This window comes from Providencia sp. PROV261 (genome assembly GCF_028477945.1).
GTDB lineage: Bacteria > Pseudomonadota > Gammaproteobacteria > Enterobacterales > Enterobacteriaceae > Providencia > Providencia stuartii.
Genome location: NZ_JAMPMC010000045.1, coordinates 11,573 through 31,327 on the forward strand (window position 1 = coordinate 11,573; position 19,755 = coordinate 31,327).

Consider the following 19,755-nt stretch of genomic DNA (forward strand, 5'->3'; position numbering starts at 1 on the left):
ACGCAAAAAAGGCGCAATAACACGCATTGCGCCTCAAGTTTATTTAATTACAACAAAGGAGGTGTCGTAGGAATAATAGGAACTTCAATCACGGTAGGAACTGAACGTGAAAATGCCACCTTACATATTTGGCTTATCTCATCTATTGTTTCAGCACGTACGCCAACACAACCATAACCTTTAGCTAAAGAAGTGATATCTATATCAGGCAAGTCAAGGCCCGGAACGCCTGGGGAATCTTCTAATTCAGCAAAGGATTTCAAGATCGCATATTCATAGTTTCGTGGTACAACAAACAATATAGGTAGCTTAAGTTGAGCAGCTGTCCATAGGCCTTGAATTGAATATTGCAAAGAACCATCACCGATAATGGCTAGAACAGGACGATTTCTACCGCTATCTCTTTCTGCTAATGCGATACCAATACTTGCGGGTAAATTCCAGCCAAGGCTTCCGCTTGCAAAAGTGTAGAAAGAGTCTGGCTTATCAATAGGCCATGCGGTATGCAATTCACCAAGATTAGAGGGTGATTCTTCGATTAACACAGTATTTTCGGGAGTAAACTCACGTAACCCTTGAAATAATTCTAATGCAGAAAGCTGTTGACCTTTATGTGGTAATGGCGGTGCTGCTGGGTGAGGTGACATTCTGTGATGTTGTTGCGGAACTTTAGGTGGTGTTATTGAGCGTTTTGGCACTAGATTGAGTAATGCTTCTAATGCTAACACCGGGCTAGATAACAAACTATCACCAACAGGAGCTCTTCCAGATTCATTAGGGTCATCAGTAATATGCAGTAATTTTAACCCCTCGGGAATATATTCGCCTTCCACATAAGGATAATAGCGAAATATCGGTGCGCCAATAACAATAGCGACATCATAGCCTTTCAATTTTTCTGATAACGGTTGAATAGCAAAAGGCAATCCGCCAGCATAAAGAGGATGGTTTTCAGGGAATGAGGGCACCTCTGACGCGGGGGCACTGAATACATGGCAATTCAATTTTTCTGCTAATTGGATCCCAATATCCCAGCCTTTCCCTCGAGCAATACCAGAACCATATATAAGTGCTGGATTTTTAGCCGTTGATAGCTTATCGGCAAATTGAGAAATCCGGATAGGGTCTGGCGCAAATTGTGATGCAACAGTGCGTACTACAGCATCACCTAATGCAGGTTTATCCCAATCATCTAGCGGAATGGATAGAAAGACAGGACCAGCAGGTGGTTGTAATGCCATTGCATAAGCGCGCATAAATGCAGCGGGTACATCTTCTGCTCTGACAGGTTCATAGCTCCATTTTATCCAAGGTTTAGGCAGTTCTGTTGGTGAAACGTTGGTTAACCAAGGTTCCATTAACAACATTTCACGAGTTTGATTACCCGCAGTAATAATTAATGGTGTTTTATTCTGTGCCGCAGTCATAATATTACTCATTGAGTTACTTAGGCCTGCGGAGGTATGGACGTTGACGATAGCTGGTTTTCGAGTCGCCTGAGCATAGCCGTCGGCAGCACCAACCGCTGATGATTCGTGTAATGTTTGAATGTAACGAAAATCTTTAGGGAAATTTTTTAAAAAAGTCTCCTCTGTTGAGCCTGGGTTACCAAATAAAGTCGTTAGTTCAAGCTGACGTAATAAATCAAAGGTGACGTCACGGATAGTTTTTGTCTTCATATCGTACTAATTCCTTAAATCAATAAAAGTTAATATTGGTCATGCAGGTTCTAGCTAAATGAAAAACAACAATGGCATTTTGAAGAGTGTTAACTATCTAATTTCGTTTAGTTGCTTGATTATTTATCATAACACCAGTTATTTAAGATGTAATGAAGTTATAATATTTTAATATTAACTCTATTGATATTTATAAACATTAACGCAATCATTAATAGATTTGTTTTAGATTTAATAACTATTTACTTTTGATTATTATTTATTGAGTGGTTTTGTTTGATAAGGTGTAAAGATTAATTCAAACAAACATAATGTTGCGTTTATTTTGTCTATTTATGATTGCTTTTCTTATAGGCTAAGTTTATTTTTTTATATCTTATAAGGTATTTTATCAGTTGGTTTTTTATTTAAGTAAACATTATCCATAAAATCAATCATATTCGTTTAACTGTGCTATTTATGAATTTTAACTGTTTTTATCGGTGCTGCATCACTGATTGCTGTATATTGGGAATAATTAATTCTTTTTCCATCTAATGCATTAAGATAACGTAAATTAACATTAACTTTTAACAGATGAACCGATAATTGCTTTTGATGGATTAAAATAAAAATGGAGGTCGGCTTCGCTGATTTTGAGAAGTAATATTGGACTCACTGTTAAATGTGTACATATTGAATCAAAGGTAATTCATATGATAAAACCAGTATCAACCACAAAACTATCACAAGTATCTGCATAGGCAGTTGCAGAAGCTACGAGTATTAAAGTAACCATAGGAAATCGGTGCATAATATCCTTTTAGGTTTATTCAATAGAATTAAAACTAAAATCTATCGCTATTAAAGGGATATTTCATTTAAGAAAATTGGGGATGAGTCGATTATGGGGACAGGGGTCCCCATATTTGGTCATAATGATTAAATAACAAACAAGTCCATAAACGCATTGACCGGCATCGCTTCAAGCAATGGTTTATCAAGTGATGCAGCAAGAATTCGTCTTTGTTGCGTTTCAGGGAACTGACGTGCCAGATTGGTTCTGTATTTCTTTAATAGTAGAGGGATCCCTTCTTTACGGCGACGTTTGTGGCCAACTGGGTATTCGATTAATACTTCATCAAGGCATTGACCATCTTTAAGCTTAATCGTTAACCCATTGGCGATAGAGCGCTTCTCTGGATCATGGTAATCCTGTGTGAAGCTAGGCTCTTCACGGCAAACTATTTTGCTACGTAAGTTATCAATACGTGGGTCATTAGCAATATTATCTTCATAGTCAGCAGCGGTTAAACGCCCAAAAATCAGTGGGATCGCAACCATATATTGAATACAGTGGTCTCGGTCAGCTGGGTTATTAAGTGGCCCTTGTTTATCAATAATCCGTACACAAGCTTCATGGGTGCGTATCGATACGCTCTCAATATCATCAGCACTTTTACCAAGTGATTTTAATTGCTCATGCAGTTGTAATGCAGCTTCCACCGCAGTTTGTGCATGGAATTCAGCAGGGAACGAAATTTTAAACAGCACATTCTCCATAACATAAGAGCCATAGGGGCGTTGGAAACGGAAAGCTTGCCCATTAAACAGCGCATCATAGAAGCCCCATGTTTTTGCGGTTAGTGCGCTGGGATAGCCCATTTCACCTTTTTGTGCCATAAGAGCTAGCCGAACTGCTCGAGAGGTTGCATCCCCCGCAGCCCATGATTTACGCGAACCTGTATTTGGTGCATGTCGATAAGTACGTAAACTGTGGCCGTCAATCCAAGCGAGGGATACCGCATTTAATATCTCTTCGCGATTGAGTCCTAACATCTGTGCTACGACGGCGGTAGAGGCTACTTTGACTAAAATAACATGGTCAAGCCCTACCTTATTAAAGGCATTTTCTAAGGCGATACATCCTTGAATTTCATGTGCTTTGATCATAGCGGTGAGCACATGCCGAATTGTTAAAGGTGGTTTACCTTTTGCGAGCGCTTCTCGCGATAACCAATCCGCGACCGCGAGAATACCGCCTAAGTTATCAGAGGGATGGCCCCACTCAGCGGCAAGCCAAGTATCATTAAAATCTAACCAGCGGATCATGGTGCCAATATTGAAAGCGGCCTGTACAGGGTCGAGTTGAAATTGCGTGCCAGGTACTTTTGCGCCATTAGGCACGACCGTACCTGGAACGATAGGACCGAGCAATTTTTTACATGCAGGATACTCGAGCGACTCCATACCGCAACCAAGCGTGTCTAGAAAGCAATAATAGGCGGTGTCATAAGCTAAGTCAGAGACGATGGGATATTCGGTGACATAATCGACGATATCACTGATCACTTTATCGAATTCTTGCTGATTTAAGGTAGCTGTTGTCATTGATATGATCCTTATTAACGCTGTTCCATGCGAGTAAATAGTTTGTTTTCTGGGCCAATATAGTTAGCAGAAGGGCGAATAATTTTATTATCTTGGCGCTGCTCGATGATGTGTGCAGACCAACCTGCGGTTCGTGCCATAACAAACAGTGGGGTAAACATGGCGGTCGGAATTCCCATCAAATGATAAGTGACTGCGGAGAACCAATCTAAATTCGGGAACATATTTTTTTCACGCTTCATCACCGACTCTAAATGGTGCGCGATATCATAAAGTTGACGGTTTAAACTTTGCTCAGACAGTTGCAGTGCTACCGATTTAATAATGGGGTGACGGGGATCTGCAAGGGTATAAACGGGATGACCGAAGCCGATGATCACCTCTGATTTAGCGAGACGCGCCATAATATCGCGTTCCGCTTCCTCAATAGAGGCATAGCGTTGTTGTATCTCTAAAGAAACCTCATTTGCTCCACCATGCTTAGGCCCACGTAATGCTGCGATTGCTCCTGTTATTGCAGAGTAAAAATCGGTGCCTGTTCCGGCAATGACGCGAGCAGCAAAAGTGGAGGCATTAAATTCATGTTCAGCGTAGAGAATAGAGGCTATGTGCATGAAACGTTCCCACTGCGCTGGTGGCTTCTTACCGTGTAAAAGATGCAGAAAATGTGCGCCAATCGACTCATCATCGGTTTCTGTTTCAATTCGGCGTCCATGATGGCTAAAGTGATACCAATACAGCAGCATGGAGCCGAGAGAGGCAAGTAACCTGTCAGCAATCTCTTTGGCTCCGGCTAATGTGTGCGCCTCTTTTTCAGGTAAAACACAACCCATGACAGAAACGCCTGTACGCATCACATCCATGGGATGGGCATTTGCAGGGATTGATTCTAAGGTTTGTTTTACACTGGCGGGTAAGCCCCTTAATGCCTTTAATTTTTCTTTATAAGCCGTTAATTCAGAGCTTGTGGGGAGCTTTTCATGAATGAGGAGGTAAGCAACCTCTTCAAATTCACACTGAGTAGCGAGATCGTGTATATCATAGCCTCGGTAGTGCAAATCATTGCCATTTTTACCGACAGTACAAAGTGCGGTATTCCCCGCCGCGATACCTGAAAGTGCAACGGATTTTTTGGGTTTAAATTGCGATGTGTTAGAAGTGTTCAGTTGTTCAGTCATCGGATCATCCTTTGTAGGGTTTACACAACGTGTTTTATTGAATTAATTATTTCTGTTGTGAAAATAAGGCATCTAATTTTTGTTCATAATCGTAATAGTTAATACTTTGGTACAACTCGTCACGGGTCTGCATGATTGGCACAACACTTTTTTGCGTACCCTCTTGACGTAAAGTGGTATAAACCTGCTCTGCGGCTTTATTCATCGCACGGAAAGCAGAAAGGGGATACAGCGCAATCGCAATGCCAACACTGCGTAACTCATCAAGGGTAAAGAGTGGGGTTTTCCCAAACTCAGTCAGATTGGCAAGGACAGGTACTTGAGTATGATTGACGAATTGTTGATACATGCTTAATTCGGTTATTGCCTCAGGGAAGAGCATATCAGCCCCCGCTTCGATATAGGCATGCGCTCTTTCTAGAGCGGCCTCTAACCCTTCAACGGCGAGAGCATCAGTCCGAGCCATGATCACAAAATTATCATCAACACGCGCATCGACCGCAGCTTTAATGCGATCAACCATCTCTTGTGTAGAGACTATTTCTTTGTTTGGTCGGTGACCACAACGCTTTGCTCCGACCTGATCTTCTAAATGTAGGCCGGCTGCACCTGCTTTATAGATAGATTTCACTGTCCTAGCGACATTAAATGCGGAGGGGCCAAAACCAATATCGGCATCTACCATTAAAGGGAGATCACACACATCGGTGATGCGCCGAATATCAATTAAAACATCGTCTAAAGTGGAAATTCCTAAATCGGGTAAGCCTAAAGAGCCAGCCGCTACGCCACCACCAGAAAGATAAATGGCTTTGTAACCTGCACGCTGGGCAAGTAAGGCATGATTGGCATTGATCGTGCCAACTAGCTGTAGAGGTGTTTCACTATCCAATGCATTACGAAACGCTTGTCCGGCTGAAATAGATGACATAGAAAGCCTCATGTTATCAAAGTGCTAATAAAGTGTAGCTGAGTTTGTTTTAATTATGCGTAGCAAGTGCCGTGCCATAATCGCCGAATAATGGGATAATTATTTTATTTATTGAAAATCAATTAGATGTGAATAGTGTTGTTTTTGTGAGCTAACTTGGAGTTTTGTATAAAGCCATTGTGTTGTTTCAATGAAACAGTGCTAATGTCTATTGAAACATTATATGAAACGTAATTGGGTTTCAGGATCAAACTTATGCAAAAACCAATTATTTGGACAGTTTCTGTCTCTCGATTATTTACACTATTTCGTGATATCAGCCCAGAATTTAGCGCTCAAGCGGAGATAACACCACTCAATATGGGGTTTGAGCAGGCGGCAGAAGAGGTGCGTGAACGGCTCAAAACCGGGCATTGTGATGCAATAATTAGTGCTGGTTCAAATGGCGCTTACTTAAAAAGTCACGTATCGGTTCCGGTGATCATCGTTAAAGTCAGTGGATTCGATGTGATGCAAGCGCTCGCGAAAGCACGTGAGATCAGTCATAAAGTTGGCATTATTAATTATCAAAAAATTATCCCTTCATTAGATGAGTTTCAAAGAAACTTTGGTTTGCGCATTGAACAACGTAGCTATATCACCGCAGAGGATGCAAGGGCGCAATTAAAGTCATTAAAAGCCATGGGGATCAATGTGGTTGTTGGTGCAGGGCTGATTATGGATCTTGCCCAAGAGTTGGGAATGACGGGGATCTTTATTTATTCAACCGAAACAATACGCCAAGCTTTTTACGATGCTATTGAATTAAGTCGCATTTCTTACGATCAAAAAACCACACCAATCGGTTATCAGCCAGAAAACACAACCAAAGTACGACATACAATCAATGACTTAATTGGTGCTTCCCCTTTAATGGAACGAGTACGCCAAGAGATTATGCTTTACGCGCGCTCTGAGGCAACAGTGTTAATTCAAGGGGAAAGTGGCACAGGAAAGGAAATGGTGGCGCAAGCTATCCATCATGAATATCGATTATTTAATCAGCATAAAAGAAAGGCACCTATGCCATTTGTTGCTGTCAACTGTGGTGCTATCCCTGAAAATTTATTAGAAGCAGAGCTATTTGGCTATGAAGAAGGAGCATTTACTGGCTCTCGGCGCGGAGGGCGAGCAGGTTTATTTGAAATGGCAAATGGCGGCACCTTATTTTTAGATGAAATAGGGGAAATGCCATTAGCGTTGCAAACTCGGTTGTTAAGGGTATTGGAAGAAATGACGGTGGTACGTATTGGCGGATATCGCCCATTACAGGTGAACGTCCGTGTTATTTGTGCGACCCACTGTGACCTTGATAATTGGGTAAAAGAAGGGCGTTTTAGAGCCGATTTATTTTATCGACTGGGTGTTTTGCGCATGAAAGTACCTTCATTACATGAACGCGGAGAGGATATCTATATGCTAGCAGAGCGGCTACTAAAACTGGCATTTGCTGGCTTACAACAATCACTGCCCGCATTTAGAGTTCAGCAACTATTTAGTTGCCGTGATTTTTTTAAGCACTATTTATGGCCGGGTAACGTGCGTGAATTACGCAACTTAATGGAACGAGTGGCGTTATATTGCAGCGCATATCCAGATAAAGCGATTACGCAAACGATGTTGGTAAGTTTATCGCCTGAACGTGAAACGGTGACGGCGGATTTTACACAAGCTAAGCAAGTCGGTGCCTCACTTTCTGAGGTGATGGATTATTTTAAAGGGGATAGACAAGCCGTTGCACGTTATTTAGGAATAAGCCGCACAACATTATGGCGGAGATTAAAACAGGAAAACGAACAAAATTAATTCAAACGACGTTAATTGCCGATAAATACGATTTTCAATTATAAAAATGAATAAAAAAGATAATTAATCCTAGTAAGTATCTTTAATGATCAAATGGCGCAGCACAATATTGTAATAAAATATTTTTTAATAGATAACCAATAAAATTTATCAATATGATTGTGGTTAAAATTCAATCAATCAGTGCTATTGCTTTTATTGAAGGGATCGCTTTTAATTAGTTGTTTTAAAAGGTATTTTTATTTTTATTGCCTTTGCGGCCAACAACACTTTCCCAAGAAAAATTGTGATTTTTCTCACATAAATATTTTTACTAGTGAGCATTAGTTTTTCTCATTTTAATTTACCCCATTAAAGTTCTATATTGCCGCCAAATTAGTCTTACCATTTTATTTAAACACCTGCACTAGTCGCCGGACTGGGTATCTTTTGGGTACTCAATATTGCCGCGTGGCCCCCCGATGAATGCAGCGCAGAGACTCAAAATAATTCAATCTGTAGTTAGTTGGCCAAGTCTGAATGGTTAAGTGCATTAAGTAACAATGTGACTAGTGCGAATAAACCCAGTCAACAATGCTGTTATTTGAATGATGGCGAGTCATTATTTATTTTGTCAGTGGGAGAGTAGGTCGTGAAACAGGCCTCTACATTAATGCGCAAACAAGACAGTACATTTGTACCTGTCGCGGGCTTGACCATTTTTGCAATTGCTTCGGGGTATCTAATGAGCCTTATCCCATTATCAATGGGTGGCTTTAATATCGATACAAGTTATGCGGGCTGGTTAGCTAGTGCCTACTATATTGGTTTATTAATTGGGTCAATGATGATCGAACCTATTATTGCTAAAATAGGTCATCGTCTCTCATTTATTGCTTTTTTATTAATGTTGGCGGCAACCGTGGTTATTTTGCCGTGGACACCGAACATTTCTGCTTGGTTACCAAACCGTTTGATTGCGGGGATTGCCGTCGCTGGGATTTTCGTGGTTGTTGAATCGTGGCTCCTGATTGGTGACAGCCCTAAAGAGCGAGCGAAACGCCTCAGTTTTTATATGACATCTCTTTATGGTGGAACCACATTGGGGCAGTTGGCTATTGGTGTTATTGGCACTCAAGGCGCTTATCCATTTATGGTTGTGCTTGGGCTATTACTGCTTGCCGTTTTACCACCACTGTTATTTCGTCAGGGGCAACCAGCATGTGATTCGCATCAAAAACTATCATTGAAAAAAATTGCTCGTCTCAGTAAGCCTGCAATGATTGGTTGTATGACATCCGGAATTTTGATGGGAACAATTTATGGGTTAATGCCTTTATCATTAAAAAATGGCCCATTTAACACTCAACAAGTGGGTGTGTTGATGGCATCAATTATTCTAGGCGGTATGCTGATCCAGCCAGTCGTCAGTAAACTGTCAATTATGATGAGTAAAACGTTGCTGTTAGCGATGGTGTCGTTACTGGGGGTATTTGCAATGGGGATTATTTATATCTCTAACGATTACCTTGTGATGATAGTCGCATTGGCGCTGCTGGGGATGTCTTCGTTTGCACTATACCCAATTGCGATTACGTTGGCCTGTGACAATTTAGATTCTTCTTATATTGTTGCGGCAACTCAAGTTATGTTGTTTAGCTATAGTGTGGGATCTGCTGTGGGTCCATTAGTCGCTGGAACCTTCTTAGAGCAACATAATGGTTTGGTTAACTTCTTCTTTATTGTATTAACGGTTACAACAATTTATATGCTTATTGCCAGTGTGCGTCGTAAAGCGGGTGTATTGGCAAATTAACTATAAAGTTTAAGCCAAAAGCCGTGTTGTTCATTGAGTTAACACGGCTTTTATCGATTAAATAGGGCTATTTCTTTTTATTAAAAGAGATAGCCGCTAATGTTTCACCAACCTCAATATTACCTGTCGCCCCAACAATGCGTTGTTGCCACATTTCCCCTAGTCGAAAATCCCATGATAAAGGTTGAATGACTGTGCGTCCCGCATTTGGTGCAAATGTCAATTCGCTAAAATATAATGTGTCTTCTGACATCAAAAAATCAGCACGGCAATAGTCAAAAGGGCTGACAAGCCGCTGAGCCAACCTTAGCATCTCTTGGAATAACGGAGGCTCTGCAACGGGCTCTAACATATTCGGATAGCCAAATGTCACAGGTTGCAGCTGCCATTGCGTATCATAGATATTAATAAACTCATTACCCAACTCATCGCTATAGTCGATCTCTGCGTACATTGGTTTACCCGCAAAACAGTGGATACGACAGGTCTCGGGAATGAGCTTTCTATTTTTGTTTGCAAACAGATCAATATATGATTCACAAATTATTTTGGCTTTAATATTTTTATAATGCCGTTCACGCGTGATGTAATACAAATTTTTCATTAAGTGAAATGAAAGCTTGTCTTTCGCTTTTTGTAGATTAAATTGTGCTTTATTGACACAAATAACACTACTACCACTATCATGATTACATTTCAATACGAAACGTTCTGGTAATTTATCAATATTGATTTCATTAACGTCATTATAGGTGGCTAAAATTGGTACTAAATATTGTTCCCCAATTTTTCGAGAAACATATTCCCTGACTGCCAGTTTATCGGCTAATTGTGTATATAACGGATTTCGGTCATATATCATCCGATAATTGACTTTCTCATTAAAGCTTTTGGGAGTATCAAAATTAGGGATATAACCGATTTTTTTCCTAAACTTATTAGTGAGATAGAGCTTATCGCTGATAACTACCGAACGTAGTTTTTTGAGTAAATATTCGACTTTTTTCATATGAGTCGCCAACCATTCTTTATGTTATTTTTAATATTTTTTTACAATTTGAAATTGTTTGAAGATTATATTTCTTTAAACATAAATAGATATTAAATATGAGGGCTATTGTTAATAAATCTGCTTTTATAATTAATTTTTTCTTAAGGTTGCTTTTAATATAAACAAAAAATCAATAACCTTAACTCGTCTAAGGTATTACACCTAAGATTTATCCTTTTTTATATCAAAATTCATCGTTTTATTTTTATACTCAATAAGTTGATCCTAGAGATAAGTTATCGTATCACCCGTAACCCCGCTAAACCTTAAGAAATAATTTAATTCGAAACTATTAGTTAGCTAATCAATGATTAACCATCTATATTTAAAACGTAAAATTAATCAAATGTATGATGAGGTAACAGTGATGAAAACTAACGAATTTTCTCAGCCTTATTTATTGCTACTCGATATAATCAACCCTGCAATAATACAGTTTAATAAAACAACGAGGGAGGCTTATAACCTCGTTGAAGGGCTGGGTGGTACGCCTGATGGTATAGATGTTGATCCTGTAAGACGTTTGATTTACTGGAGTAATATGGGAGATGACTTTGATGCTGATGACGGCTCTATCAATGTGATGAATTTTGATGGAACAGCCAGAAAGATGCTGATAGGCAATGGTCAAACCAGAACGCCAAAACAGCTTCAACTTGAGCAACAATCACAACGATTATATTGGTGCGACCGAGAAGGAGGGAAAATTAGTTCATGCAAAACCGATGGATCCGATTTACAAACTCACGTTGAACGACCACGCAATAATCAAGGTAAAGTCGATATATTAGACCAATGTGTGGGAATTGCCCTCGATGTTGCAAATAATTGGCTCTATTGGACACAAAAAGGTACTGCAAAAGGTGGGCTAGGTCGTTTATTTCGAGTGCCATTACAGCCAAAAGCCAATTATCATCCATCCGATAGGAAAGATATTGAATTATTACTCGACAAGCTTCCCGAGCCTATTGACCTATTAATTGATGAAGAAAAGCAAATTCTGTATTGGACAGATAGGGGCGGGGAGCCAAATGGTAATAGCCTAAATTGTGCGGAAATGACGGAGCATGGGTTGGCTAATTATCGAGTGATTTGCCGAGGTTTTAACGAAACTATCGGCTTAACGTACGATAAAAGTGCTCAATTGATGTATATTGCCGATTTACTTGGCGGGGTTTATCAGGTCACTTTAGCAACTGGCAAAGTCGATAAACTACATCAAGGTAAAGGTTATACAGGTATAGCACAGTATGCGGGTTAGGTATGACCACTTTTATGCGTTTTTATATGGTATATAAAATAAATTAAAGTATTTCTATATTGACTGATCCTCTTGTCCACCATTATTCACAATCAAGTTTATTTAATGGTGGGCGGAAAGAGAGATAAGGCCTGTCGAGCGACTATTTTGTTTTATGGTTATCAGTCGTCACCCATTTGGATAGAATAATTAAGCCTTCATGCACTGTAAAACCATTACGGCGATAATAACTTTCCGATGGAAAACCTTTCTCAGTATTTAGAATAATAGCGTTAAGATTGCATGTAACGCATTGCTGTTCGATATATTGCATAAATGCACTACCTAGCCCTTTACCCTGAAAATCAGGATGAATAAATAGCTCATCAATATAGTATTCAACCCCTTGATTCCATGGTTTTTTAAAACCAAGGCAAGCACCAACAATGCGCTTTTCTATCTGTATAACATAACCCATAAAATAATTATTACCTAAATGATGGGTAATAAACTCAATTATGGGGTGATGTGATGGCCATTGTTCAAACCAAGGAGCAGAGCTGTAGGTTTCACAGTAAAGTTTTGCGCACTCTTCAACCATTTCGCTGGTTAAAGTAATAAAATTAGCAGGAGGTAGCATGTATATCATCACCGTATTATTTTTTATTGTAATAGTTTATCAACAGAGTCGCACTATTAATACGTTTTAAATGCGCTGTGAGTGATAATAAGAATGGTGTATTTTATACTGATTAATAGATCTGGCTATGTTAGTAATAATGGCAGAATGCGGGTGTATTCGAGTCGCTACATGAAATTAATTTTAATATGTGTATGGATATATAGCTAAAAAACAATTATTACTTTTGCCCATCATAGCCTATTGAAAATGAGTATTCATTATTTTTAAAGTGAGTCTACAAACACGTTTCGAAGATAAGAATAATCAGTGAAGTTGTTGAAGGTCTATTTGTTATATGTGAGTTATAATAATAATTTCTTTTAAATAGGTTTTTATAGCCTTATAGTTATGATTGAATTAGAATTTGAATTAAACCAAAGGGGATGGATACGAAAAGATGGTTAGTGATATCAATGCTATTATCATTGAGTAGTACTGTATTAGGCGCTACAGATAGATATGATGATTATCTATCTAGAATAAATAGTATTTGTAAAAAACATTCTGAGCCAGCAAATTGTGAAGATGAGGTCAATATTCTTTTACAAAATGTGCTTATGAATGGTGACATACTCTCACGGTGTGAAAAAGAGGAAGAAACGGGAACAATGTCTACAGAATGTAAAGATTTCGCTGACTTTTGGATGTATTTGACCAAGTAATGATGTTTTTTTAATGAGGAAAAGGCTTTAGCATACATTACATTTTTCGTAGTCTTAAGCCTGAGAGGGATAACATATTCTGGAAAATATTTAGAACATCAATACAAACCTGATAATTTTACTATACAGTAGATAAATATTGTGGCTTGATTATGAATTAAGGTTCTGGGTATTAATTAAAATTATAATGCGGTCTGATAAACGTTATTTTTAAAACTATCTGCTGAAGGTTAATTTCTGGAAATAATCCGATGCAGTAACTTGTTGCTTGAATGGTATTAAGATAAAAAGTCATCTTTAATTAATTGATGACTTTTTATTTAATGAATTTTAAAATGTTGTATTATTTAGCCACTTTTTGAGAAATTAGAAGCCCAACGCCTGCACTAGCTAATAGACCAGAACAGGTGCGATTAAAAACCTTTTTAGCATTTGGTTTTCTTAGTAACTTCTTCATATGTAAACCTAACCAGGCATAGAGCATGATTGCAATGAATTCAAGTAACAAAAATAAAGAGCCAAGTGCTAGAAATTGGGATTCAGTTGGTAGTTGTGGATTAACGAATTGAGGAAGAAAGGCTGTGAATATGAGTATCGCCTTTGGATTTCCCGCTGCGACCAAAAATTCTTGCCTTGCTAATTTTATTATCGAACTATTTTTCTTGGTTTCTTCAAATTTGAACTCATCAGTTGGAGAGTTCCATAATTGGTATGCAAGCCATAGAAGATAAGCAACGCCAGCAAATTTGATTATGCTGAAAATGACTTCTGATGTCTGCAAGACAACAGCTAAACCAAATGAAGCTAAAATAAGCATAATCACAAATGCGAATAACCTACCAATTCCCCCCGCGCAGGAGTATGCAAAGCCATAGTATACTGCATTGTTAACAGAAAGCAGGTTATTAGGCCCTGGTGCTAGGTTCAAAGCAAAACAAGCAGGAATAAAAAGAAGTAAAGTTGAAAGTTCCATATCTGTCCAATAGTGTTTTTAATGTATGTTTGCATACCAATCATACATATAAGCAGAATAACAATCATCTTGAAAGTCGCCCAGTGCGGCTTTTTTGTATCTGTCGACCCAGAATGACACACAACACTTCACGTTCATATAAGAGCCTTAAGTCGGATTTTTATTAACTTTAATCATAAAAGATGACATCGATAAAGCATTTTTTCTAGATAAAAAGTCAAATGATGTCATTATGGTTGTTACTGAATCAGAAAAAATATCTAACATTAAAGATATTGTTGAAGACTGTGAGCTTTATATTGTTGTTACAGATGACAATGAAAATTCAGTATAATATAAATGTACGGATGATAAAGGTAATGAACAAAAGTACAGTACAAGTGGAGAGCCTATTCAGTGATTCCATATACGATTTATTTGATCTTAACCATATTGGGAATTGTTTTTTATTTTAAGATTAGAAATCAGTATTCCTCAAAGTTTAGGCCAACTAGCAAGTTAATATATGTACGACGATTTTTAATCGTTTATTGTTATATTGTTGGCGCATATGGTATTTATCTAACAACAAAACAGAGTGAAGAGACGATTGTTAATTGGATGATGTTTGGTTATTCAGTCATTATTTTGTTATGCTATTTAAAAATGATATGGAAGCTAGAGTCTTTCCGTAGTAAACGGTAATCATCATGTCCTATTAGCCACTATAAGTTATTAGTGGCTTGTTTCTTATAGTGCACGTGTATTTAGTATGCATTCTAGGTAATATTACTGTTTGCTCAGCTTAGCTGGCGGAGTCTGAATTAGTCGCTTAACTAAATGATTTTATAGTACTAATGTTTAATTCAACTTTTAATTTGGGCCTATTGTTGGGCCTAAAGTTTATTTTGATATTTTTTGATGTGGACTAAAAAGTAGATTGCTATTCTAACATGGTTGATTGGTGAAACGAGCAATAAAACTTGGTGGTTAGCTTGCATTGATTAGTTGAACTCACAGCGAAGAGCGGACATTGCTAATTCCTCATTGGGGAGCAGGTCAGGAAGATCGTAGAAGGATGATATATGCTCATAGGAATAGTAGGTAATTGGTTGTTTAAAAATTTATGTGACGAACGTGTAATTATGTCCATTTTGTTGATATTAAGCATGTTAAATCATTGCTTTTAATAATGAAATTAATATGATGAATTGAACTATTTTAACTTCACGTGTTTGTATAATCAGGATGTGATAAATGCAACTTAAGAAAATTTTCATCTCCGGTTTTAAAAGCATTTCGAATCAAAATCCTCAAATCATTGACCTTGACAGTGAACTGACTACATTTATTGGCCATAACGGTACTGGAAAAAGTACGGCTATGGAAGCGCTAAATAAACTGTTCTCGGTAGATCATTCACTACGTGGTATATCAATAAATGATTTCCATAATGCGAATGATGAGAAAGATGAAAAGAGCAAAAGTTTAACAATAGAAGCTTGGTTTAGCTTCCCTAAGCCAGATGGAAGCAAGGTTTCTATCCCTCCTTTAATTGAGCACCTAACCATTGATAAATCTGATGGAACCATTCTTTTTAGGGTACGATTAGAGAGTAAACTTTCCTTTGAAACAAACCCTATGGGAGATATTGACGAAGACGTCTGGGTGGTTAACACCAGTGATGATGTGCTTGAGGAGAGCAGTAAACAGAAGCTTTCCGCTGCAGTAAGAAATGCCATTCAGGTCAGTTATGTTCCAGCCAATCGAGATCCTTTATTACAATTAAAGTATTCATCGAAGGCGGTGCTTGGTCGCTTGCTAAAGGCGATTGAGTGGGTTGAAGGTAGTCAGGAAGTCATAGAGGAGCAAGCGGCTCAACTAAATACATTGACGAAGAGCAATCCTGCAATGAATGAGATTGCGACGGCGATTAACGACAGTTGGGGGAATATCTACAAGGGGCGTTATTTGTCCCAAGCATCGCTTAGTTTTCCACTTGCTAATATCGATGAAATACTGAAGCTGATTCAGCTTCAGTTTAATCCGGATGAAAGTGGCAACACGGTAAATGTAGACCGATTAAGCGATGGACAAAAATCATTGGTCTATTTTTCTCTTATCAAGGCGATGTTTGATATTGATAAGAAGACTAGGGAGCTGATTTCCTCAGGAGAAGTTTCTAATTTTAATCCTGAAAAGATGAGGTTGCCGATTTTTAGTATGATATCCTTGGAAGAACCTGAAAACCATCTTTCTCCTCATTACTTAGGCAGAATAATTAAATTGGTGAAAGATTACGGTTGTAATGAATTGTGTCAGGTTATTATTTCTTCCCATTCTTCTTCCATTTTAAGCCGAATCGAGCCTGAGCAAATACGCCATTTCAGACTAGATAGGGATTCAAAAAGCACGGTAGTGAGTGCGTTAATTCTGCCGGAAAAAGAAGATGAGCTTTCTAAGTTTATTAAAGAAGCTGTAAAAGCGTATCCAGAGATCTATTTTTCTAAACTGGTTATATTTGGAGAGGGAGATAGCGAGGAAATTATAATACCTAAGGTGCTTGAGCTACACTCAACGGAAATTGACAGTCATTCCATATCTGTTGTTCCTCTTGGCGGACGCCATGTGAATCATTTTTGGCGTCTGTTGAGGTCTTTACAGGTCCCATTTATTACTTTGCTGGATTTTGATATTGATAGGAATGGTGGTGGTTTTGGACGACTTAAATATGCTATTGAACAATTAGCTGAGTTTGGTGGAAGTGGTAGCACCTATATCCATAAAGATATTGCTAGGCTTATGCCATCATGGGATGACACACGGAACCCAATAGAGTTCACAATTAAATACAAAGATGGTGCGATAATAAATATTGTTGATGAATTAGAAAAGTGCAATGTTTATTTTTCTGCCCCGCTAGATATTGACTATGCAATGATTGAAGCTTTCCCTGATATTTTTTGTGAGAAAGATGAAGTTTATGGTGAAAGAGGTCCGCAAAGTACCAAGAAAAAAGAAGATGAAGAACAATATGAGCTAATAAAAGCAGTATTGAAAAAAGGAAACTCAGGTATTCGTTATGGATTTTCAGCTGATTATCTAAAATATTTCCTGTGGTATCGCTATCGTTTTTTATCCAATAAAAGTAAACCTGCATCACATATCAGAATGTTTTCTAAAATTGAAGAAAAGTATACGTCAGAAGAAATAAAAGCAAAATTGCCTCCAGAGCTAATTAGGATTGCTGAAAAGACAGTAACATTATTGGAGGAGGTTATTGAATGACGATAGAATGGCAACCTTCTGAAGGCATTACACCTACACAGGAGTTAATGGATATTATCCTGTGTGATCAATCCATTTCTGTACTTGCCGGTGCAGGAGCGGGTAAAACAGAACTTTTAGCTCAAAAATCAAATTACTTGCTGCAGACCGGAAAGTGCATGTGGCCTAAACGAATATTATGTCTTTCTTATAAAAAAGAGGCGCAGGAAAATATCAAAGAGCGAGTTAACAAAAGATGTGGGCAAAGAGGTGAGCGTTTTGATTCATATACTTTCGATGCTTTTTGTAAGAGTATTGTTGACCGTTTTAAGGATGTTTTACCTGAGAGTAAAAGACCTTTAAATAATTATGACTTAGTGTTCAACGCAAAATACAGTAATGGTAAGAATAAGTTATCTTTTGATTTAATCAGAAATCTGGCTGTAGAGATTTTAAAATATAGAGCGGATATTGTTGACCTATTTTCTTTTACCTATCCGTATGTTTTTATTGATGAGTTTCAAGATACACGTTCTGATCAGTATGAGTTAATTAAAATTCTTTTTAAGGATAGAGGAACAAAATTGCTAGCTGTGGGTGATATCAACCAGAGCATCATGTTATGGGCTGGCGCTAGAAAAACAGTGTTTGAAGAGTATGAAAGAGAATTTAAAACCACAAGGAAATTACTGGTGCAAAATTTTAGGGCCAGTGATGAAATTCAGGAAGTATTGAGATGCTTTATTCACTTTGTACAAAATGATGCCAATTTTGCGCCAATAACAAAGAATGTCGATAATTGCACTATCCATTGTTATGATGATGAGATTTCTGAGGCTGATAGTATTGCTGATAAAATAGAAACTTTTATCGCTTCCGGCATTAAAGAAACAGAGATTTGTGTGCTGGTCAAGCAGCAGTCAGAACAATATACGGAAAAGCTCCGAGATAAGTTAACGATGAAAGGGATTAGAAATCTTGATATGTCTGAATTACAAGATGTCTTAAAAGAACCATTAGGGCGAATATTTGCTGCTCTATTCAAGGTTTATACGTCACGTTCATCATCAAGCTATACTGAGCTATGTGATTTATACCTTTCTTTACATAGAGTTACCCGTGGCGATGAAAAAGAAGAATCGTTGATTAAAGAGTTGTCGAACAAAATAGCTGTAAATAAAGAAATTTTGGGTGATTCACCCACTCCTGATTTATTGATATCCTGCGTTAAAGATATTATAAGTTTTTTTGGTTTGAAAAAAATGATGGGACGATGGAATCAATATAAGTCCACGGATTATTGGGATCAGGTCTGGCTCCGTCTTGAACGGCACTTGCGCTACACAATAGGCGCAACGCACTCTCTTAACGAAGCTGCACTGATGTTTCAGGCGGAAAATTCCGTACAGGTTATGAATGTACATAAATGCAAAGGGTTAGAATATAAGGTGGTTATTTTTCTTGGCTTAGAGGACCAGGCCTTTTGGAACTATAATAAAGAAAAATTTGAAAATGATTGCGTTTTCTATGTTGCGTTATCTAGAGCGAAAGAGAAAATATTAGTCACGACAGCTAAACATAGAGAACATAGAATAAATAATGGATATGACAATAGAATATCGAACTATCAGATGGTTATGCCTGTATATTCATTTTTGATAGAGCATTGCAAGTTTAAATGAATGAATATTAGAAGGATCCTGCACAATAAAATGGGTTTGTTGAAAAATAAAATTTTACCTGATTGCAGAATCTGTCTAGCAATTGGTTCAAGCCTACGCCACTTCGTGGCGTGGTCAATTTAAGTGTTAATATCAACTCTTCGCTCAAGGTTGACTAATCCAAAAAACAAAAATGGCAGATCATTTAATCTGCCAATCGTTACTTTGATAGATAGCTAAAAAACTATTATTTTTCCCTTGCCACCGACATTTTCGCCAACTCTGGATTATTGGCCTGAAAGATCGATAGAGGCAATTCAACCTTACGGTCGTTCTGATTTTCCACCGCTTTAACCACTTCAAACTCAGCAACATCCTCACACGGTATTTCCAGTCCTGCAAAGGTGGCACGAGTAGCGCTAGAATCGCCAAAAGGTTCTGC

Annotated in this window: 14 protein-coding genes; 6 read left to right on the forward strand and 8 right to left on the reverse strand. The window is 38.1% G+C overall.

Translation table 11 applies throughout. From position 1 onward, the window contains the following. Window positions 1-47: 47 nt before the first annotated feature. The 4 genes from mdlC to prpB form a co-directional block, all read right to left on the reverse strand. Window positions 48-1,679 (reverse strand): benzoylformate decarboxylase, encoded by a 1,632-nt coding sequence (gene mdlC, locus PR675_RS18705; protein ID WP_014656373.1) that lies wholly within the window; start codon window positions 1,677-1,679, stop codon window positions 48-50. Between the two features lie 921 nt (window positions 1,680-2,600). Beyond that, complete coding sequence (locus PR675_RS18710) at window positions 2,601-4,049, reverse strand: bifunctional 2-methylcitrate dehydratase/aconitate hydratase (RefSeq protein ID WP_004921626.1); 1,449 nt, start codon at window positions 4,047-4,049, stop codon at window positions 2,601-2,603. A gap of 14 nt (window positions 4,050-4,063) precedes the next feature. Next, a complete protein-coding gene (gene prpC / locus PR675_RS18715; protein WP_004921623.1) occupies window positions 4,064-5,227 on the reverse strand; it encodes a bifunctional 2-methylcitrate synthase/citrate synthase in 1,164 nt (387 codons plus the stop codon). Between the two features lie 46 nt (window positions 5,228-5,273). Then, complete coding sequence (gene prpB, locus PR675_RS18720) at window positions 5,274-6,158, reverse strand: methylisocitrate lyase (protein ID WP_040133335.1); 885 nt, start codon at window positions 6,156-6,158, stop codon at window positions 5,274-5,276. Window positions 6,159-6,413: 255 nt separating this feature from the next. Between prpB and prpR the strand changes: the two genes are divergently transcribed. After that, window positions 6,414-8,003, forward strand: coding sequence for a propionate catabolism operon regulatory protein PrpR (prpR, locus tag PR675_RS18725; RefSeq protein ID WP_004921616.1), 1,590 nt, complete (start codon window positions 6,414-6,416; stop codon window positions 8,001-8,003). 652 nt (window positions 8,004-8,655) lie between these two features. After that, window positions 8,656-9,798, forward strand: coding sequence for an MFS transporter (locus tag PR675_RS18730; RefSeq protein WP_004921609.1), 1,143 nt, complete (start codon window positions 8,656-8,658; stop codon window positions 9,796-9,798). Window positions 9,799-9,865: 67 nt separating this feature from the next. Here PR675_RS18730 and PR675_RS18735 read toward each other — a convergent pair whose 3' ends face one another. Beyond that, entirely contained in the window at window positions 9,866-10,807 is a 942-nt protein-coding gene (locus PR675_RS18735) for an ATP-grasp fold amidoligase family protein (RefSeq protein WP_060560891.1), read from the reverse strand. 409 nt (window positions 10,808-11,216) lie between these two features. Here PR675_RS18735 and PR675_RS18740 point away from each other — a divergent pair, with 409 nt between their 5' ends. Continuing rightward, window positions 11,217-12,110, forward strand: a complete 894-nt coding sequence (locus tag PR675_RS18740) for a hypothetical protein (protein ID WP_072197204.1) — start codon at window positions 11,217-11,219, stop codon at window positions 12,108-12,110. 142 nt (window positions 12,111-12,252) lie between these two features. Here PR675_RS18740 and PR675_RS18745 read toward each other — a convergent pair whose 3' ends face one another. Then, window positions 12,253-12,729, reverse strand: coding sequence for a GNAT family N-acetyltransferase (locus tag PR675_RS18745; protein ID WP_014656366.1), 477 nt, complete (start codon window positions 12,727-12,729; stop codon window positions 12,253-12,255). 425 nt (window positions 12,730-13,154) lie between these two features. Between PR675_RS18745 and PR675_RS18750 the strand changes: the two genes are divergently transcribed. Further along, window positions 13,155-13,433 (forward strand): hypothetical protein, encoded by a 279-nt coding sequence (locus PR675_RS18750; RefSeq protein ID WP_060560889.1) that lies wholly within the window; start codon window positions 13,155-13,157, stop codon window positions 13,431-13,433. Between the two features lie 343 nt (window positions 13,434-13,776). Here the strand turns inward: PR675_RS18750 and PR675_RS18755 are convergent, their stop codons facing one another. After that, window positions 13,777-14,406 carry a LysE family translocator gene (locus tag PR675_RS18755; RefSeq protein ID WP_004921590.1) on the reverse strand — a complete coding sequence of 210 codons (630 nt, stop codon included), beginning with the start codon at window positions 14,404-14,406 and terminating at the stop codon, window positions 13,777-13,779. A gap of 1,236 nt (window positions 14,407-15,642) precedes the next feature. On the opposite strand from PR675_RS18755, the gene PR675_RS18760 reads away from it, so the two are divergent. Then, entirely contained in the window at window positions 15,643-17,673 is a 2,031-nt protein-coding gene (locus PR675_RS18760; protein ID WP_272582858.1) for an ATP-dependent nuclease, read from the forward strand. Further along, window positions 17,670-19,334: an ATP-dependent helicase gene (locus PR675_RS18765; RefSeq protein WP_272582859.1), complete on the forward strand. Its 1,665-nt coding sequence runs from the start codon at window positions 17,670-17,672 to the stop codon at window positions 19,332-19,334. The genes PR675_RS18760 and PR675_RS18765 overlap by 4 nt, the downstream gene beginning before the upstream one ends. 226 nt (window positions 19,335-19,560) lie before the next feature. Here the strand turns inward: PR675_RS18765 and PR675_RS18770 are convergent. Then, window positions 19,561-19,755: IrmA family protein (locus PR675_RS18770; protein WP_272582860.1), on the reverse strand; the 195-nt coding region annotated here is incomplete at its 5' end.